This is a genomic window from Congregibacter sp. (assembly GCF_965660375.1).
GTDB lineage: Bacteria > Pseudomonadota > Gammaproteobacteria > Pseudomonadales > Halieaceae > Congregibacter.
The window spans coordinates 1-17966 of record NZ_CBFHZO010000062.1 but is presented as its reverse complement, the minus strand read 5'-3'; the positions used below and the strand labels follow the sequence as shown (position 1 = coordinate 17966).

The 17966-nt window shown below is 57.3% G+C and carries 16 protein-coding genes and 1 pseudogene; 8 read left to right on the top strand and 9 right to left on the bottom strand.

Annotated elements, in window-relative coordinates:
• The coding region (locus ACTG3T_RS05505; RefSeq protein ID WP_439101262.1) for a hypothetical protein at nucleotides 1–208 on the top strand (208 nt) is incomplete at its 5' end.
• A gap of 363 nt (nucleotides 209–571) precedes the next feature.
• Here ACTG3T_RS05505 and ACTG3T_RS05500 read toward each other — a convergent pair.
• Nucleotides 572–862, bottom strand: coding sequence for a HigA family addiction module antitoxin (locus ACTG3T_RS05500; RefSeq protein WP_439101261.1), 291 nt, complete (start codon nucleotides 860–862; stop codon nucleotides 572–574).
• 102 nt (nucleotides 863–964) lie between these two features.
• Between ACTG3T_RS05500 and ACTG3T_RS05495 the strand changes: the two are divergent.
• Nucleotides 965–1183: pseudogene (locus ACTG3T_RS05495) on the top strand (hypothetical protein); the annotation flags it as partial.
• A 65-nt stretch (nucleotides 1184–1248) separates the two neighbouring features.
• Here ACTG3T_RS05495 and ACTG3T_RS05490 read toward each other — a convergent pair.
• From ACTG3T_RS05490 to ACTG3T_RS05470, 5 genes are read right to left on the bottom strand one after another with little or no spacing between them, the layout of a single operon-like run.
• A complete protein-coding gene (locus tag ACTG3T_RS05490; protein WP_439101260.1) occupies nucleotides 1249–1989 on the bottom strand; it encodes a tetratricopeptide repeat protein in 741 nt (246 codons plus the stop codon).
• On the bottom strand, nucleotides 1979–4102 hold the full coding sequence (locus ACTG3T_RS05485; RefSeq protein WP_439101259.1) for a tetratricopeptide repeat protein: 2124 nt from the start codon (nucleotides 4100–4102) through the stop codon (nucleotides 1979–1981). Before ACTG3T_RS05485 ends, ACTG3T_RS05490 begins: the two co-directional genes overlap by 11 nt.
• A 14-nt stretch (nucleotides 4103–4116) precedes the next feature.
• On the bottom strand, nucleotides 4117–5670 hold the full coding sequence (locus ACTG3T_RS05480; RefSeq protein ID WP_439101258.1) for a hypothetical protein: 1554 nt from the start codon (nucleotides 5668–5670) through the stop codon (nucleotides 4117–4119).
• Nucleotides 5670–7256 (bottom strand): cytochrome c3 family protein, encoded by a 1587-nt coding sequence (locus ACTG3T_RS05475; protein ID WP_439101257.1) that lies wholly within the window; start codon nucleotides 7254–7256, stop codon nucleotides 5670–5672. The genes ACTG3T_RS05480 and ACTG3T_RS05475 overlap by 1 nt, the downstream gene beginning before the upstream one ends.
• On the bottom strand, nucleotides 7246–8139 hold the full coding sequence (locus tag ACTG3T_RS05470; RefSeq protein ID WP_439101256.1) for a hypothetical protein: 894 nt from the start codon (nucleotides 8137–8139) through the stop codon (nucleotides 7246–7248). The genes ACTG3T_RS05475 and ACTG3T_RS05470 overlap by 11 nt, the downstream gene beginning before the upstream one ends.
• A gap of 236 nt (nucleotides 8140–8375) precedes the next feature.
• Here ACTG3T_RS05470 and ACTG3T_RS05465 point away from each other — a divergent pair, with 236 nt between their 5' ends.
• A complete protein-coding gene (locus tag ACTG3T_RS05465; RefSeq protein WP_439101255.1) occupies nucleotides 8376–9710 on the top strand; it encodes an NAD(P)-binding domain-containing protein in 1335 nt (444 codons plus the stop codon).
• The gene (locus ACTG3T_RS05460) at nucleotides 9707–11674 is read left to right on the top strand and encodes an ankyrin repeat domain-containing protein (protein ID WP_439101254.1); all 1968 of its coding nucleotides are present in this window, start codon (nucleotides 9707–9709) and stop codon (nucleotides 11672–11674) included. The genes ACTG3T_RS05465 and ACTG3T_RS05460 overlap by 4 nt, the downstream gene beginning before the upstream one ends.
• 289 nt (nucleotides 11675–11963) lie before the next feature.
• On the opposite strand, the gene ACTG3T_RS05455 is transcribed toward ACTG3T_RS05460, so the two are convergent.
• Entirely contained in the window at nucleotides 11964–12485 is a 522-nt protein-coding gene (locus ACTG3T_RS05455) for a helix-turn-helix transcriptional regulator (protein ID WP_439101253.1), read from the bottom strand.
• Between the two features lie 116 nt (nucleotides 12486–12601).
• Between ACTG3T_RS05455 and ACTG3T_RS05450 the strand changes: the two genes are divergently transcribed.
• The 4 genes from ACTG3T_RS05450 (at nucleotide 12602) to ACTG3T_RS05435 (ending at nucleotide 16593) form a co-directional block, all read left to right on the top strand.
• Complete coding sequence (locus tag ACTG3T_RS05450; RefSeq protein WP_439101252.1) at nucleotides 12602–13228, top strand: cytochrome b/b6 domain-containing protein; 627 nt, start codon at nucleotides 12602–12604, stop codon at nucleotides 13226–13228.
• 348 nt (nucleotides 13229–13576) lie between these two features.
• Complete coding sequence (locus ACTG3T_RS05445; RefSeq protein ID WP_439101251.1) at nucleotides 13577–14053, top strand: GtrA family protein; 477 nt, start codon at nucleotides 13577–13579, stop codon at nucleotides 14051–14053.
• A complete protein-coding gene (locus ACTG3T_RS05440; RefSeq protein WP_439101250.1) occupies nucleotides 14046–15047 on the top strand; it encodes a glycosyltransferase family 2 protein in 1002 nt (333 codons plus the stop codon). Before ACTG3T_RS05445 ends, ACTG3T_RS05440 begins: the two co-directional genes overlap by 8 nt.
• Nucleotides 15028–16593 (top strand): ArnT family glycosyltransferase, encoded by a 1566-nt coding sequence (locus ACTG3T_RS05435; protein ID WP_439101249.1) that lies wholly within the window; start codon nucleotides 15028–15030, stop codon nucleotides 16591–16593. Before ACTG3T_RS05440 ends, ACTG3T_RS05435 begins: the two co-directional genes overlap by 20 nt.
• Here the strand turns inward: ACTG3T_RS05435 and ACTG3T_RS05430 are convergent.
• Together ACTG3T_RS05430 and ACTG3T_RS05425 are read right to left on the bottom strand one after the other, a co-directional pair.
• Nucleotides 16572–17288 carry an Arm DNA-binding domain-containing protein gene (locus ACTG3T_RS05430; protein WP_439101248.1) on the bottom strand — a complete coding sequence of 239 codons (717 nt, stop codon included), beginning with the start codon at nucleotides 17286–17288 and terminating at the stop codon, nucleotides 16572–16574. The two genes, ACTG3T_RS05435 and ACTG3T_RS05430, sit on opposite strands and share 22 nt — an antisense overlap.
• 11 nt (nucleotides 17289–17299) lie before the next feature.
• A complete protein-coding gene (locus ACTG3T_RS05425) occupies nucleotides 17300–17524 on the bottom strand; it encodes a hypothetical protein (protein ID WP_439101247.1) in 225 nt (74 codons plus the stop codon).
• Between the last annotated feature and the right edge of the window lie 442 nt (nucleotides 17525–17966).

Below are 17966 nucleotides of genomic sequence, written 5' to 3'. Positions count from 1 at the left end.
ATTGAGGTCGCCAAAAAAGGTGGTTGGTCACCGTTTGGTCACCAAATCGGATGACCACAGCATGACGCGATGTTGGGGTCCGATTTTAGGTCGTGGTCACCATATGGTCACCATTTGGTCACCAGCGGCAAAATCGGTGTTTTTCGCGGCAATTGACGCCGTGATATACCGTGCTAAACTATTGAAAATTAAGAAGAAAAGTTGGTAGCTACGGGTGGACTTAAACCACCGACCCCAGCATTATGAATGTGCTTCAGTTGAGTAACACGGTATTACGCCAAAGAACGCCATTCGCCTCAAAATATTCTAGAAATTCTGTAACACACTGAAAAATAATAGCTTTTTAAACAGGCTTGGGCAGCTTTTATTCTAAAAACACGGCTCACTCAACTTCATTTTAAAACCCATTGAAAAAAACTTGCCCAAAAACCGGTCTCCAAATCAGCCCCTTGTCATCGACCCCAGCGGACGCCAAGAAAGTGCAACTTCCAGGTGCAGTAGATCGTTATCACTGCTATTGAGTACCGGCCAGTGTCTTAGCTAATCGGACATTTCGTTGGCGCAAAAACTTTTATGCGCTCAGTGCTACAAGAGGCTGCACGTGATGATCGGGCCTGTGCGCTGAAAGATCATGTATCGACTGAAGATTAAGCCAGAACTCCGGAGACGTTTCTAAGGCTTCTGAAAACAGCCAGGCCGTATCAGGCGTAATGCCACGCTTTCCGCGGACAATCTCGTTGATTCGCTGAACCGGCACACCGAGGTGGGTCGCCAGCGCCTTCTGAGTTATCTCAAGAGGCTCGAGGAACTCTTTAAGCAGAATGACGCCTGGGTGTGTTGCAGTTCTATTTGTTGGAACCATAAATCACCTCCGTACTAATGATAATCCACAACCTGAACGTCATGAGCGGCGTTACTTTTCCAGCGAAAGACCACACGCCACTGATTAAAGGGTGCTAAAACCAATATCGATGAAGCGCTGCTACCCGAGGAGGAAATTAACCCGGAGCGGCGCAAGGACTGGCACGAGGTTAACAATTACATCCGGGCCATGAATGATGCGATCCAAGCGCTGGAGACATTGCCTTTATCGCCCCGTTTGCTTGGATCTCTGTTCCTGGTTAATGAGGGCATTCTCAGACGCGGATCGATAGATTTTCACCAGAAACTCACCATTCAATAGTGTCTCAAAGTCCCACAGAGCCTTTTAGCCGGGAGCCGCTCCACTTGCTACGAATGGTGAGCGTGCTACATCTCGCGTACCGCCTTCATAGGCCCCGCAGAACCACTGACCCTGGCATCCACGGTAGCAATCTGCAGCGATAGCTGATCGCGACGGCTATCCTCCAGCTCCGGCAATAGATCTCGCCAGATCGCCAGCGCCGACGCCGGATCGCCCTGTTGAATCGCAATGTTTCCCGCCATCCAGCGGGCATTCTGATCGGCCGGATTGAGGCTGATGGCTCGTTCAATCATGCGTCGTGCCTTGTCGTCGTAAGCGCCATCGGCCTGCATAGACAACGCATCGGCCAGAGATACCATGATGCCCGGCTCATCCGGAGCCATCTCCTGGGCTCGCTCAAAAGCCGCTACGGCCTCGTCGTATTGTTTGAGCTCCATGTAAGTCCGGCCGAGGAGAAACCACCCCTGTACAGAGCCTCCACCTTCGGCCTCGAGGCGAGCACGCAAACGCCCCGCCATCTCACCGACACTGGGCAGGGATGAGCTGGCGTTGCCCGTAGCCGGATGATTCGCGGGTAGCGAGGGCAGCGTAGAGGGATCGAACGCAACCCCGGCAGTTGCAGCAACCGACTCCAGAATACTCTTGGACGGCGGCGCAAGACGCTGGTATGCGAGCACCGAGCTGGGAGCATCCTCGCGGGACACCTGCCAGTAAACAAAACCCGCGACGACACACAGAGAGGCAATTGCGACCAGTAGGAACTGAAAGCGCTGATCAGAACTAGATGAGTTGGTGTCAGAAATCATAGCGGTAACCAAGGCTCGCAAATAAGGCTAGTGAATTTTCCGTATCGTCCGGATATTGAATGTCGCTCCAGCGAGCGCCGAGCTCTGCTTCGAACTGCATATTCCAGCGCCGAAACTGAAGACGTAGTCGCGGGGTAATCCGTTGCTCATCCCGCGCCAAGCCAATCCAACTGCGCTGGTCATAGGCCAGGCGCGCGTAAACCTGCCAGTACTCAAATAGATTTACACGCCCCATCGCAAACACGCCCTGAGACGTCACGGAACTGGTATCGGACCAGCGCAGGCCCAGAGTAGTGAAATCGTTGATGCCCATGACATCGACACCCGAGAGCATAAGACTGCCAAAGTACTGGCTTCCTGTTTCGGGTAAAGCCGGGACCCCGCCAGACTCAACGGTCTGATCCATGCTACTGGAAGTCAGATCCATCGACAGGCGCAGTTTTTCACTCAATGCCTGGGAAGCGCCCAGGGTGAGGGACTGCGATCTTACTGTGCGGTCGGCTGCAAACTGATACACCTCATCATCGGTGTAACGATCAAGCATGCCGGCGATGCCATCCACCGCCTGAAAGTTCTCATCGATCTGACCCTGCAGCGAATTCTGCGTAGTCAGCATCGGCAGAAGTCGTGTATCTGCGCTCAGATTGAAGGATGTCGCGGTTGTCGGTGTCCAGTTCAGGTTCAACATGCCGATGTTGAGTTCCTGATAGAACACGTCGTAATCGATGACGCCAAAGGCGCTGAGGGTCGGTGAAAAATAGCGTATCTCGGTGCCAACGGCCCGCCGGTCGATCAACTGGTCATTGCGCTGTTCTAGTGCATAAAGCGAGATGTCGAGCGCGTCAAAAATCGAGTCAAGCTGCAGGGCCGCTCCCACGAAGTAGCGCGTGCCGTCGGGAGCGTTTCGGGGATTGTCCACCGGAGTACCTCCAACAGCAGTCACGGCTATCCGGTCTGACAGCGCATAGCGGCTTTTCACCCCGTCAAAGCGTCCCAGGACCCCGTCACGTCGACCGGTCTGGCGTCCCGCGCGAACCCACCAGTTTTGCGCCGTATCGCCGTGGTGCACGTAAAGTGTGTTAACCCGACTGCTCGTGCTGTTTCGATCATCCAGGAGGTCGTAATAGTGGCCGGCGTTGACCCGGACTTCAGTCGTGTTTTGCTCCCCGCGCCTGCGTGCGAGGAAATCGAGATCCGTGTTTACCGCGGATCCGGTGGTCCGGGTATCGCCACCGTCTACCGTGAAGTCGTCATGCAGATAGTATTGATAAAGAGCGCCGTTCAGCTCCCAGCCAGTGTCTTCCCCGGCACCCTCTGAGGGCGTCGCGAGTTTAACCTGCGGCGTCATTGCGATCGCCGTTTCCACGCTCAGCATTCTTTGGCGAACACGATCCACATCCGCCTGAGGGCCTGTGTAGCTTTGCAGGTAACGCTGGTAGCAGATTATCGCCGCCTGGCGCTCGCCCATGCGTTCGCGGGTGATACCCAGGTATTCCAAGGCGGTTCGGCTAAACTCCGACTCGCCTCGCTCCAGTACCGCTGCGTAAAGTTCTGCTGCCCTGGGATAATCACGATCACTGAGTAGCGCCCGCCGCGCGTTATCCATTAACTCCTGAGAATCACCCGCGATCATCAATGCGGAGTCTGTTTCGCTCGCGCTAATCAGCGACCTCAATGCCGACGGATTATTCAGGACTCTCACCAGCAGTCGACGGGAATCGCCGTCACTCGCCACTTGAAAACGGGTCTCCGTATCAAAAACCAACTCCAGCTGTCCGGCGCTGCCACCGCGCGCACGGTAAATCACCTCCTTCAGTGGACTACGCACCCCCTTGGGCCGCTGGTGCTGCTCCGGCAGCAACATACGACCACTGCCGCGAAGATGCCGAACATCAACGAAAACGCGCGTCCCGCTCGACTGCGGCGAGTGACCCGTGTACTGAACCGGCTCCAGAAAATCGATCTGAATATTCGTGTCTCCGGAGGCCTCCGCAACAGTACTCACGCGATCAATGAGCCCATAGTCCTGAGCTTCTGCGTTGAGCGAGCAAAGACCTGCTGTTGCCTGCAGCGCGATCAGGGCGAACGCGCGAAGACCATTAAAACGTCCCATCGGCTTCACCTCACTCAATCCCAGTCTCTATCCGTAGGCCGGTGTTCCGGCCCGGCACGGTGGCAACTACCGGAACAATCACGCAGTTCACTTACGCTTGCACCTCGATGCTCTCCGGGCTCGTAGTCATTCGCATGGCACCCTGCGCAGTCTGGCTGGTAGGCACTGAATCGCCAGGCGTTACTCGCATTCTCGGGCACGCTCTGATGACACTCACCGCAGGAGAACTGTCGGCCATGGTCTACATAGTTCGGACTGGAATGGGAGAAACTCGCAGGGGTCCAGGCATTGGTACTGTGACAGCTATCGCAAGACAGCGATGTCGCAAGATGTCTCGCGTCTTTACCCGTCGCAAAGTTGCCGTTATGGCAGGTCTCGCATTGTCCTGGCATCACCTCAGCATGGTTAACGCTCGCCGGGGACCAGGCATTGGTACTGTGGCAGCTATCACAGGATGCGGTAGTCGGCAGGTGACCCGCATCCTTGCCCGTGGCTGCGCTCCCATTGTGACAAGACGCACATTGTCCCGGCTGCACCCCGTCATGACTGAAGCTTGCTGGCAACCAGGCGTTGGTGCTATGGCAGCTGTCGCAGGAAGCGCTGGTCACGAGGTGTGCTGCATGTTTGCCCGTGGCCGTGTTCCCGTTGTGGCAGGTGGCACACTGCCCTGGCTGCACACCGTCATGGCTGAAAGTCGCGGGCGTCCAGGCATTGGTGCTGTGACAGCTGTCGCAGGAAGCGCTGGTCGGCAGGTGCGATGAATTTTTACCCGTCGCGGTACTACCGTTATGGCAGGTCGTGCATTGCCCCGGCTGAACCCCATCGTGGCTGAAGCTCGCCGGTATCCAGGCGCTGGTACTGTGGCAGCTGTCACAGGAGTCTGTGGTTGGCAGGTGTGACGGGGTTTTCCCCGTCGCGCTATTACCGTTATGACAGCTCGCACACTGCCCGGGCAGCACACTGTCATGACTAAAGCTGGCCGGTGTCCAGGCGCGCGTACTGTGGCAGCTATCACAGGAGTCGCTGGTCGGCAGATGGCTGGCATTTTTTGTCGTCGCAAAGCCACCGTTGTGACAACTCGCGCAGGCGCCAGGTTGCGCGGTTTCGTGGCCGAAGCGAACCACTGTCCAAATGGATTCCCGGTGACACAGATCGCACTGCTGGGTTCCCGCCGGATGCGTCAGGGGTGCCGACGTCGCGTGCGAGGAGTTATGACAACTCTCACAAGTGCCTACCACCGCAGCGTGGTCCACACGCCGAACCGGAATCCAGTTTTGCTGATTGTGGCAGGCCTCACACATGTTATTCGTTGCAATATGGGTGGCTGAGGGCGCACCGCTACCACCAATACTGCGCTGGAGGTGACAGGTCGCACACTGCCTCGGCGTGCCTTCAAACACGCCATTGCGGTGGCAGCTTTCACAATCGACGTTCTGGTGACGGCCGATAAGATCGAAACCGGTCTGAAAATGATCGAAATCCGTGTTGGGTGCTGCCCTGGCTACGGGAGAACACAGCGTAGCCGCAAGAATCAGTGCGGGAAACAACATGCGCAGGAGAAACTTCATTATCGACGACCTCCGGACCGACGGTCACCGGGTGAAAGTACTTTCGTAAAGTCACTGGTCTGGTGGCAGCGCTCACATTGATTACCAAAGGCTCCGGCATGAACATCGTCGGCAGCGTGGCAGCTTCCGCACTCCTGCGGCGTATCCTCAACCGGAGCACTGGTGTGGCAGGAGTCACAGGCTATATCTTCATGAGAGCCCGTGAGAGAGAAATCAGTGAGGTCGTGATCAAAACGCCAGAGAGTCCAGTCGTTGGCGTTGTGGCACTGCTGACAGCTCTCGCCCAGAGTTCCCTCGTGCTCGTCCTGGGCTTCATGACATGAGAAACAACTTGCTTGGGCTGAAGAAAAGCGCGTATCCACATGACAGCTCTCGCAGGGAGCCACAACGTGCATGCCGTAGAGTGGAAACGCGGTAAAGGAGTGATCAAAGCTGACCTCCGAGAGCCAGCCATCGGGGGTATGACATGCGGCACAATCCTCACCCAGCTCCCCTCGATGTGCATCGGTCGCCCTATGGCAGCTCACGCATTCACCTTCCTTCATCGTCAGCGTATCCGGCCGGGAATTGACCCCGTGGCAATCGTGGCAGCCCAGTTCCCCGTGGCTTCCCGTGAGAGCGAACTCAGTCTTAAGTCCATGATCGAAGCTCGCAGAGGCCCACTCATCGGACTTGTGACAGCTTTCACAGTCATCGCCGAACCGGGCGTCATGAATATCGACGCTGCTGTGACAGCTGACGCAACTCGTCGACATCTTCTCTGTGTCCGACGCAGGTGAATGACAGCTGCGGCACGTCAAATCTTCATGACTGCCTTGCAGAGGAAACTCCGTTTCAGCGTGATCAAAACGGGCGTCCGCCCACTCCTCGGGCGTGTGGCAGCTATCGCAGCTTTTCCCGTAGGTTCCCTGATGCACATCCACACTGCTGTGGCAGCTCACGCAGCTTTCCTCAGGGGCATCGTATTCCTGCCCGGGAAGATGGCAGGCGGCGCAAGCTATCTGCTCGTGAGTTCCCTGCAGCGAAAACTCAGTCTCATCGTGGTCAAAGGACGTTTCGCGCCACCCAAGGGGACTGTGGCAGTCATCGCAACTATCACCCAGGAAATTCTGATGAGCGTCATCGTCCTCGTGGCAGCTGACGCAGTCCTGCCCGGCTTCCCGGAACGGACTCCCGTCGTCGTGGCAACCCGCACAGGCTAATCCCAGATGCATGCCCTCAAGGGGAAAGTCCGTGTCGGCATGCACAAAGAGTTCTTTATCCAAACCCGTCGTCTGCGCGTCACGCCCCAGATGGTCGCTATGGCAGGAGGCGCAACTGGCCGATGAAGCCGCGGCCTTCAGACCGTGAAAACCTTGCTTTGCAGTGACGTCGGCTGCGACGTCCTCATGGCAGTCGAGACAACCGGTGTTCTGAATCTCTGCGCCGTCGCGTGTGTGGCAGGCCCCGCACTGTTCTTCGGTATCGGCATGGCCCGAAATCAGAGGGCCGGGCATTACGAGCCGTTCAATTTTGGCAGCCTGCACCGGAACCGTGGCGAGAATACACATTAAGAACAGCGCCCTGAGAAGTACATCAGTAAACATGCACAGCCACCACGTGTACTACGGCGGCCAGGATCATCATGTAGAAGAAAGGCAGGTGCACAACATGCCAGAGCGCGAAAAGACGTGCGTAGAAATCAAGCTCCTGAAACTTTTGGGACGCGGCAAAATAGCCTTTGAGATAGCGAATCGAATCGCGTCGATGGGAACGAAAATCCGCTCCGCTCCAGCCGACATCGGTAGCGCGACGTCGAAGCGACCGGGAAATATTCTTCTTCAGCTGATTCCTGATCGCCCGCGCGCGCCGGGTTTCCCGGAACCACACGGCGAACGAGGCCCGGTCGCGTCCCGCCAATCGGGCAGTGACCTGGTCAAGGAGATCCAGTCCCGCACTCACTTCGCGGTCAAGCTCCTCCCCCCAATTCAGCTTTTCCCGGTTTTGTCGAGCCAGTAGCGACAATTCGGCCTGCGTAGCGCGGCGGCCGTAGAGACCATAATGAATCCGCGAGTAGAGAAAACGCCCGATGATGCCGCTAGAGGCCACCAGAAGCATGCAGACCAACGCGACATTGCTGTTCAACGAGCCAAAACTAAAGTTTGCGTGAAACAATATTAGAGTAGGGCCCAGAACCCCCAGCACCATGTGTGCCCAGAACCAGTAGCGAATAGCTCCAAAATTACGCAGGGAACGCAGGTGTTTACGCACCGGATAGAGCAAGAGCGCGAGCATCATGCTTGCACCCACAATACCCAGGATGTACCCCACCCCGCGCTCGGCCGTTAGATAGCCTTCACTGCGAAGGATCCAACCGCGATAGAGCGCCCAGGCCACCAGCAGAAAAAACACCAGCGTCAACACGCTGCGACGACGCGGCGCGGACAGCTGTAGCGTCTCAAGGGCTGAGCCTGCGACCGGATTGTTCACGATTTAAGGTTCATCCCGACTGCGGCGTCGGCATCGGTATTGAGTGTCTCAAGCACGTTGCACGGTACCTCCCGGTGAACTGCTTTACTATTAATTGGGAAAAAATTACCAAATTTGCGGATATTCTGCTAGTGTTTATTCAGGTTTTTTTACATGAATCAGATCGAGGTCTGCGACAACGACTGCAGTGTTAGATGGCTGGATAAAAAAAATCATTCGCTGGAGCGCGGAATTTGATGTCCGAAATTCTGGATAAACTGGTTGTGGGCGCCTATATCGCGCCTTTCGTTTTTATCTTTGGTCTCGTCGTGCACCGACGACGTCGGCAGCAGATCGTGGCCGCCGAGACCCTGGATGAATCCATTGAAACGGGCCTCATGCAACCCGCATCACTGCATCCGGTCGTTGACCCGCTACGCTGCATCGGCAGCGGTGGCTGTGTCTCCGCATGCCCGGAGGGCAACGTGATCGGTATGATCGGTGGCAAGGCAGAGCTGGTAGAGCCGAGCCGCTGTATCGGTCATGGCGCCTGCGCCGCTGCCTGCCCGCACCAGGCAATTTCTCTGGTGATCGGGACCGCCGAGCGCGGCGTGGAGTTACCTGTGGTCACACCGGACTTTCAGAGCAAAGTCGATGGCATCTATATTGCGGGTGAACTGGGCGGCATGGGGCTGGTGAAAAATGCCATCACCCAGGGCACCCTGGCGATGCAGGCGATCGGCGCCCGCGAGGACATACAGAACGCACGCCGTAACGATCCCTTGCTGGACGTCGTCATCGTTGGGGCCGGCCCCGCCGGAATCGCCGCGGCCCTCACTGCCAAGGAGAAGAATCTCAAACACGTGATCATAGAGCAGAGCAGCTTTGGCGGAACCGTTGCAAACTTTCCCCGACGAAAAATGGTCATGACCGCCCCGGTACATTTATCCCTGGTCGGAAACGTGCGCTTTGGCGAGGTACGAAAGGAAGAACTGGTGGACTTCTGGAACGAACTGCACGCTGAACATGAGTTTCCGCTGCATACAGGATTTCGTGTTGAGAAAATCGAACCGCTGGAACAGGGGTTTCGGGTAAAGGCAGGCGACACCCATTTTGATACGCGCTGTGTGCTGCTCGCTATCGGCCGTCGGGGCACGCCGCGACGCCTCGATGTTCCCGGCGAGGATCTGTCGAAGGTGAGCTACTCCCTCGTCGACCCGGCGCAATACCAGAATCAGGCGGTAGTCGTGGTGGGCGGCGGAGACAGTGCCATTGAAGCGGCGATCAGTATCGCGGAGGAGCCAGGCACAGATGTCACGCTCTCCTATCGCAGCGATGCCTTCAGCCGCGCCAAGAAGAAAAATCGGGACAGACTGATCGAGCTCGAAGCCGCGGGAACGCTGCGCGTCATGCTGCGCAGTCAGCTCAGGGAAATTGCTGACAAGGAAGTCGTCGTCGAGCTGGAGGGCGCTGAACAACGCCTGCGCAATGACGCCGTTATTATTGCCGCGGGAGGGATCCTCCCAACGGCATTCCTCAAAGATATCGGTATTGCAATCGAGACACACCACGGAGAGAGGGCCATCGGGTGATAAACCGCGTCGTCAATCCAATTGCCGGCCTGCAAAAACTGGCAGCGGTACTCCTGATCGGAAGCTACAGCGCGAGTGTCTACAGCGATATTGATCCTGTCACGTCGACCATAGCGCAGCAGAACTATCCGGAACTGCTGCCGATTCTCGAAGCCGGCGCGAGGGCCGATGATCCCGCTGCCAGCTATCGCCTGTCCGCCCTGTATCGACTGGGACTGGGGGTTAGCCGGGACGACGAAGCGTCCCTGCGGTATGCCCGCAGGGCGCACGTCCTCGGCGACTCCCGGGGCAGTTTCATGCTTTCGATTCTATGCACACGCACGGACTGCCCCGAGAACAGCCGTGAGCTTCTCACGCTGGCGGCCGGGAATCTTCCATCCGCCGACCAGCGACGGCGTGCACCACCTATCCCCGTGCTCCCGCAGCAACCGGCATCGATGGTCTGGATGCTGGCGCATTCATCTACGGAAACATTCCCATGGCCAACGCTTGCTCCCGCCACAGTAACGGATACCGATACCCTGGGTCGCAGCGCGATTGTCAAAGCCGTAGAAACCGGCGACCTGACGCTGCTCGAGAGCCTGTTTGGCGCAACCGCGCAATCCATTGTTGTTCCAGATGCGGCAGTGTTTACCGCCGTCGATTCACAGTCCCCCGCGATACTGAAAGCGCTACTGGAGCACGGCGGAAACCCCAATGCGATTAACTCCCGCGGCACCTCAGCGCTGGAGTTTGCCGTGGGCCGGGGTAACCGGGACGCCACACGGTCCCTGGTCGAATCAGGGGCCGATCCTAACGCGAGCCGCCGCAGCGGCATGAGCACGGCGCTTGCCATTGCAATCGCAAAAGGCGACGACGTCCTTGCCGGGCAACTTGTCCAGGCCGGCGCAGCGCAGCCCCAGCGGGGACAGGAATCACTGACCAGTGCAACGCCAGAAGAAATCGGGCGCTTCCCCGGCTGGACAGTGGCAGACATAGCGGCCTGGCAACGCCAGCCAGAGCGGCTCGACGCCATTTTGCGGGATCAGACGCCGATACCGACACCCGACGCTCTCGGCAAGGTGTTGCGACTTGCGGCGCAGAGTGCCTGCGAGGAGTGTGTGCGCCTGCTGCTTGAGCACAACGCCAGAATAGACAGTCGCGATGGGGATGGCCGCCAGGCGCTTCATTGGGCTGCGAGTCAGGCGGAGGGTGTCGAGACTACCCGACTATTACTTTCCGCCGGAGCCGACCCGAATGCCCGGAGCAACAGCGGAGGAAGCGCGCTGATGAATGCGGCGCAGGCGGCGCTTTCGGATACCGCAAAGCTGCTTATCGCCGCCGGCGCAGACCCCACAGTCACAGATAAAAACGGCCGTAGCGCACTCCTTTACGCAGTCATCAGCGGCAGCGAGAACGTAATCGCCTCGATAATGGACGCAGGGGGGGATCCATGCGAGCGCGATTCGAGTGGACGCGACGCGCTAATCATGGCGCTGCAGCAGCAAAACCCAACGATGCTCGCTGAACTCATCAGCAAGAGTGATCCTGCAGCTTTGGGGTCCTATGCCTGGCGTCCCATTGTGCTGATGAGCATTGCCGGCGAATGCCACGATTGCCTACGGATATTACTGGATACAGGTCTCGCAAAACGACTCCTTAATGGCGCCGAAAAAGAAAACACACCCCTTATGATGGCCTCCGCGCGCGGGGAGATTGAGTCCGTAGATCTGTTACTTGCGCACGAGGTGAACCTTGCCCAGCGCAATAGCGACGGCAACTCTGCCTTGATGCTAGCCGCCAGAGATGGACACAAGGAGGTGGTCATTCGTCTCCTGGAAGCCGGCGCGGACGCGCTGGCACGCAACGCCATGAGGATGAATGCCCGGGAACTCGCCGATGCCGCCGGGCACCGGGAACTCGCTCAGCTTATCGACGCCTACAACAGTGACAACAAGAGCTGGCTGCGCCTGATCACCGGATAAAACCTTATGTAACGGACGCTGGTGACGTGTATACACCTTCAGCCGGACCATTCTTTTATCCCGTATCCCGAACACGAGTCTCCCTGCCACAGGCGCGTCGTCCAGGTGACACAGTGTGGAAGACTATGCATCGGCAATCGCAAGATCAGCAGCTTCAGCACCGTCTTTGCCGGGCAGTTAACCTGATCGGCGGTAAGTGTACGGTTTTTTTTCGCGGTCATGTGGCTGTGAGAGCGAGGAGCCATCAACTTTCCAGTGAGCTGAGTGTCCTGTGCCTCTGCGTGCCAACTCATCGGCCCGGGAGCATGTCCTCCAGAAAGAACGCCGACAGCGCCGTGCGCCCGGGCAGACCTGCCTTGCGGTACGCTGACTGCGCCTGGTGCCTGACGGTGCGTTCACTAGTTTCACGCAGGCTCGCGATTTCCCGGTGGCTCAGACCCTTGATAAGAAGAAGGGCCACGTCCGCTTCCGCGTCCGTAAACATCCATTCGCTGAACTGGGAACGGATCGCCTCGCCAATGCCGCGCAAGTATCTTTCGTTTTGCCGCTGCCAGTGCACACTCTGAGCTTGCGCCTGCGTCAGGCCCTTGCCCAGCCGGGACAGAGAGCGACGTGTCTGCTGAAGACGCACTATGACAACAACACAGCCAACACCCGCCAGTAGCAGCGCGGCACTCTCGACCATTACATGCGCCGCACCGACCCCCTCGCGGTAGTCGACGACCAGATCACCGAGCATCAGACACCCAATAAGACTAAAGAGAACAAGTGTTGTTCTGGTAACACCGCTATCTGATAGGTCATCCGTCATAGACATTCCTCTGCAAGCCGCGCCGTTGCCGCATGGGCCATCTGGCGCATAGACGCGTGGGGCACCGGCGACAACACTCTATCCCCCACCAACCATGAACTCAGGGAGTCACGATAATGTCACAATCGAAGGAAATCATTCGCGTCTGGGATCCTATTGTACGCCTGGGGCACTGGGCGCTGGCTATCGGGTTCCTGGTCGCGTGGCTCAGCGCAGAAGAATGGGATGCGATGCACATCTGGTCCGGCTACCTAATCGGAGCCGTGATCGTTATCCGGCTGATCTGGGGCGTCATTGGCACCCGGCATGCACGATTCACCGACTTCGTCCGCGGCCCTCGCGCTGTTTCTGCGTATCTTCGCGGGCTGGCTGGCGGCAAAGCACCGCGCTATCTGGGTCACAACCCCGCTGGTGGCGCCATGACAGTCGCACTGTTGCTGGCACTCAGCGTCACGGTAGGCTCTGGGTTGATGCTCTATGCCATCGAGGAGAACGCCGGTCCGCTCTCAAGCTATGTCGACGCGAATCGGGATCATCTCGATGCAGGCGCCACCCGGGAAGCGCAGCGCGGCCATGAAGACGAATCCGCGGCAGAGGAACGTTGGGAGGAAATCCACGAGATCGCGGCGACCGCAACGCTCTGGCTGGTCGTGTTCCACGTCCTGGGTGTAGTCGCCTCCAGCCTGGCTCACCGTGAGAATCTGCCCCGCAGCATGATTACCGGGCGCAAGCGTGCGAGGTAGGCCGGACTCTTTAGCCCGATGATCTGGCAGTTTCTTCAACCCCGCAAACGCGCTGACAGTCAGTGCGTTTTGCTCAATCCAAAAGATCGTACCGCTTGCCGGGGCTGCCCGGTTTCAGGTACATGATTTAAAGCACACCTTCGGTCGCCGCGATCCATGGGGGAAGCGCCGATAGAATCCGCTGCCAGCCCTTGTCACTCCGCGTCGTGCTACCTGTCCTGTCTGACTGAATCCTCGCCCCGCTCAGTTCGCACTCCGAGATTTTTTTTGCGAAAGCAAAAAAAAAGAGAATGATTTTTTCCCAAGACCACTCTTACTACCAACCTTTTTGAACAAGGAAGACAGTGAGTGGTACCAGATCCTAATGCCAAATCGGCGTCTGCGACGTACATAAAAAAATGCAGGACGATATACGATCGTTTTTGCTCTGCATTGCCGCTGTCGCAGTTCCTGAGATTTCTTGTCAATGGCGGTCTCGCAACGCTCCTTCACTGGTCTGTCATGGCGTTTCTGATCGCGCGTGGTCTTGATGCATTCGTAGCCACTTGCGCTGGGGCAGTTTTTGGAGCCATAGCAGCGTACGTGCTTCAATATCAATTCACCTTCGGATGTACCGCAGCGCATGGCCATACCTCGATAAAGTTCTCGGCGAGTGCCGGACTGTCCTGGAGCCTCAACGCCCTGCTTTTTCATGCAATGCACCACGTTGCCGGGATTCCCACTGCACTGGCGCAAGGGCTTACAACTGTAGTGACCACAGCCACGAATTATGTGGTCTACCGCTACCTCGTTTTTACCGACCTAGAGCAGACTCCGGATGCTTGAACCTGCCGCCGCCGTGCCCACGCGGGTCTCGATTGTCGTACCCATGTACAACGAGCAGAGCTCGATAAGCTCCTGCCACGATCGCCTTCGTGCCACCTGTGAGATTCCCGGTTACATCTTTGAATACATCTACGTGGACGACGGTTCTACTGATGAGAGTGTCGCCATTATCCGGAGGATTCAGAGGAGCGATTCGCAGGTAAAGCTACTGGTTTTGAGCCGCAATTTTGGTAAGGAGGTAGCCATGTCCGCGGGACTCGATTATGCCAGCGGGGAGGCGGTGATCGTCACGGATGCAGATCTTCAGGACCCCCCCGAACTGATACCGCTGATGCTTGCACAATGGCGCAAAGGCGCCCAGGTCGTGTGCATGCGCAGACGTTCCCGGGCCGGCGAAAGCTGGTTGAAGAAAACGCTCTCGCACGCCTTCTACCGTTTACTTAATCGCCTTTCCGATATCGAGATACCGCAGGATGTCGGCGATTTCCGGCTTATGTCCCGCAGAGCGGTAGACGCCGTGAAAGCATTACCGGAGCGCAATCGCTACATGAAAGGTGTTTTTGCATGGATCGGCTTCTCGCCGGTATTTCTGGACTATGACCGCGAGCCTCGCTGTGCCGGTGGCAGCAAATGGGGAATGTTCTCTCTCCTGGGACTGGCGGTTGAAGGCATCACCTCCTTTTCGGTGAAGCCTCTACGCTGGGTTATGTGGCTGGGGCTGCTCACTGCCGCCGGGGGCTTTTCCTTCGGCCTGTGGATCGTGGGCAATGCGGTGCTGGTAGGCAATCCCGTCGCCGGCTACCCATCCATGGTGGCTTTAATGACCTTCGGTGGTGGCGTGCAGCTATTCTCGCTGGGGCTGCTCGGGGTTTATGTCGGCAAGTCCTACACGGAAAGCAAACAACGCCCGCTGTATCTTGTGCAGGAGTTCGCAGATCCCCAGGAACTGGCGATTCCAATCACGGAGGCGCTTTATGTCCAAGCGGTGGGCTGATCCATGGCTACTTTTACTCCTGCTAGCTCTACTCGCGCGCATGGCTACGCTCGGCGCCTATCCACTGATGGATACAACCGAGGCGCGCTATGCCGAGGTAGCACGCCTTATGCTCGAGAGCGGCAACTGGGTGACGCCCTATATCGACTACGGTGTCCCTTTCTGGGGTAAGCCACCGCTATCGTTCTGGCTGTCTGCTTCGAGCTTTGCGCTGCTCGGCGTCAACGAGTTTGCTGCGCGTCTCCCCTCGCTACTCTGTGGTTTCGCCTGCCTGCTGCTAATGATCGTTCCCTGCAGGGCGCTGGGCATTCGCAATGTCGCGCTGCCCCTCACCCTATGCGCTACGAGCCTGGTGTTCTTCGTAAGCAGCGGGGCGGTGATGACCGAGGCAAGTCTGTTACTTGCCGTAACCTTAAGTCTTGTATCGGCTATTCAAGTCCTGCTTTCAAATGGCGATACCCGTCTCTGGCAGTACCTCTTTTTTGTGGGCCTGGCTTTGGGCATGCTCGCCAAGGGCCCTGTTGCCGTCGTGTTAAGCGGCACACCGCTGCTTCTGTGGGCTTTTCTACATGGGGGTCTGGACACTCTCTGGCGCGCATTTCCCTGGATCCGCGGAACACTGCTTTTCTTTCTTATCAGCGCACCCTGGTATCTGCTCGCCGAGTACCGCACACCGGGATTTCTCGAGTACTTTTTTATTGGCGAGCACTTTCAGCGCTTTATCGTCCCCGGATGGGAAGGCGACCTTTATGGCAGTGGCCACCACAGGGCCCGCGGCACGATCTGGCTCTACTGGCTCCTGGGAGCTTTTCCGTTGAGTACTTTTGCTCTGGCAGCGTTTGGCACCCGGGTGCTGCGCACGCGCAGTGCGCCTAAAAACCACAGAAATTTTCTAAGCGTCGATTTTTTCCTGCTGTACTTTTCCATCACCCCGCTGGTGTTCTTCACCCTTGCGAGTAATATCCTTTGGGCTTACATAGCACCGGGTATTCCCGCCTTGGCCCTGCTCCTGGCGCGGCATTGGCCTTTCGCAAGCTGTAAACGCTCAGGAACACGCACCCTGAGTTTGTACGGCATAGCCGCCATGGTACCCATGTTGTTTCCCATTCTCGCGGGTTTGATCCAGATAAACCCGCACCTGGTAAAATCTGAAAAATTCATGATTCAGGCGGCCAGGGAGCAATTCCCGGATCTGCCAGTGTTTTATCTGGGCGGCACCGAGTTTTCGGCACGCTTCTACTCTGGCGGAGCAGCTCGGGCCTGGAACCCGACAGAGCACGAGAATCGCCTCCCTGCCATGGCGGTGCTGGCGGTGCGAAAGGATCAAAACCAAGACCTGCAAACTCTGCTAGAGGACTTCCGCCCCGTGTACAGCAATCTTCGGTACTACCTGTATCGGTCTAACTCTCCCCAATTAGAAACAAAAGAGACGCTCGAAGCGGATTGGACAGAGCCCGCAAGCTATCAGCAAGCCTGGCAGAACATAGCAGATCCACCGGACCCCGCAGATGTCGGACTGGCGGCTCAGAAGCTCCAGTACAGGTGAAGAGACAAAGTCTTAGAGCCAGCCAATGGGTAGAGCCTAGAGTCAGCCCCAAAAATCAGGCGTGGTCTCAATTTGGTCTCAAACCCAAAAACCGGCAGTGAGAAAGGCTCGACCTTGGTTCGAGGGACCTTGAGAAGCTTGATACCCCGGTAGGGGTTATCAAAGCCAAAACGCTCAGACGCCTCTTGAAGCACCTGCCGCAGCGGCACCATCACCGTATTGATACGCGCTGCCGACAGCCCTACGGATCCGTCCTTGCGCGGAATACGGCCCAGCTGGTTACGAAACGCCAGGATGTCTGCCTTGGTAATCGTATCGACGGGCGTGTTACCGAAAGCCGGATTCACATGCTTGTTCAGCGAATGCTCCAGCGTATTGATATAGGACGGCTTCCAACCAATACGGTTTTCTTCCATCCACTGCTCTGAGAAATCTTTAAAGGTGGGCGCCTTGGAGCGCCGCTTGGTGACCTCAGAGTCATGATCCGCAAAGCGCTCCGCATTGGCGGAGTTAGGGAAGTACGCCGCGTAGTCGAAGGAACCGAGAATGATCTCGCTCTCGATTCGCTGAAGCACCGTCTTCATGCGCTTACGATGCGCGGGTTTGTCTTCGAGTTGGGTGTACTCGCGGCACCGAACGCCGCGGTACCGAAAATCGAAGAAGAGTTTCCCGCCTCTTTCGTTGATAGATCCCATGACAGCGCCTCCTAGCGAATACCGGCCATGAGCTGACCGACGTGACTAGGAGCCTGCATGTCCTCTTCAATCCGTTCCCATAGGTAGAGAATCTTGCGGCCGCCGAAAGGTCGAATGTAGTGCACGCCTTCTAGAAGGACGCTGTCCTTCAGCTGGTTGCGGATGGTGCGGGGGTCATACTTGATGCGCTCAGACAACTCATCGGTTGTCAGGTAGGTCATGCTGGAAGTATCCATAGTTGATCTCCAAATCCCGGCCTATCCCTGCCCTGTGCAATGGATCTCGTGCCGTTGAGATAAACCTACTTAGATCTGGGATTCCTGCTGGAGGGAGGGAAATCGGGCTCAATTGCCAACGCGCCTCGGCTAATTGGTCCGGCATGTGGACTTAACGGGTGGCTAGATTTTTCCTTCCATTTCATGTCGCCGCGCGGCACCGTCAGGTGTCGCGCGGCGCGCGATGGTCGGAAATTGAGGGTGAGAACGAGCGCTGAGGTCGTGTAGCCGACACGAGCAGACGTGCTTCGACAGGTGCAAAATTGAGGTCGCCAAAAAAGGTGGTTGGTCACCGTTTGGTCACCAAATCGGATGACCACAGCATGACGCGATGTTGGGGTCCGATTTTAGGTCGTGGTCACCATATGGTCACCATTTGGTCACCAGCGGCAAAATCGGTGTT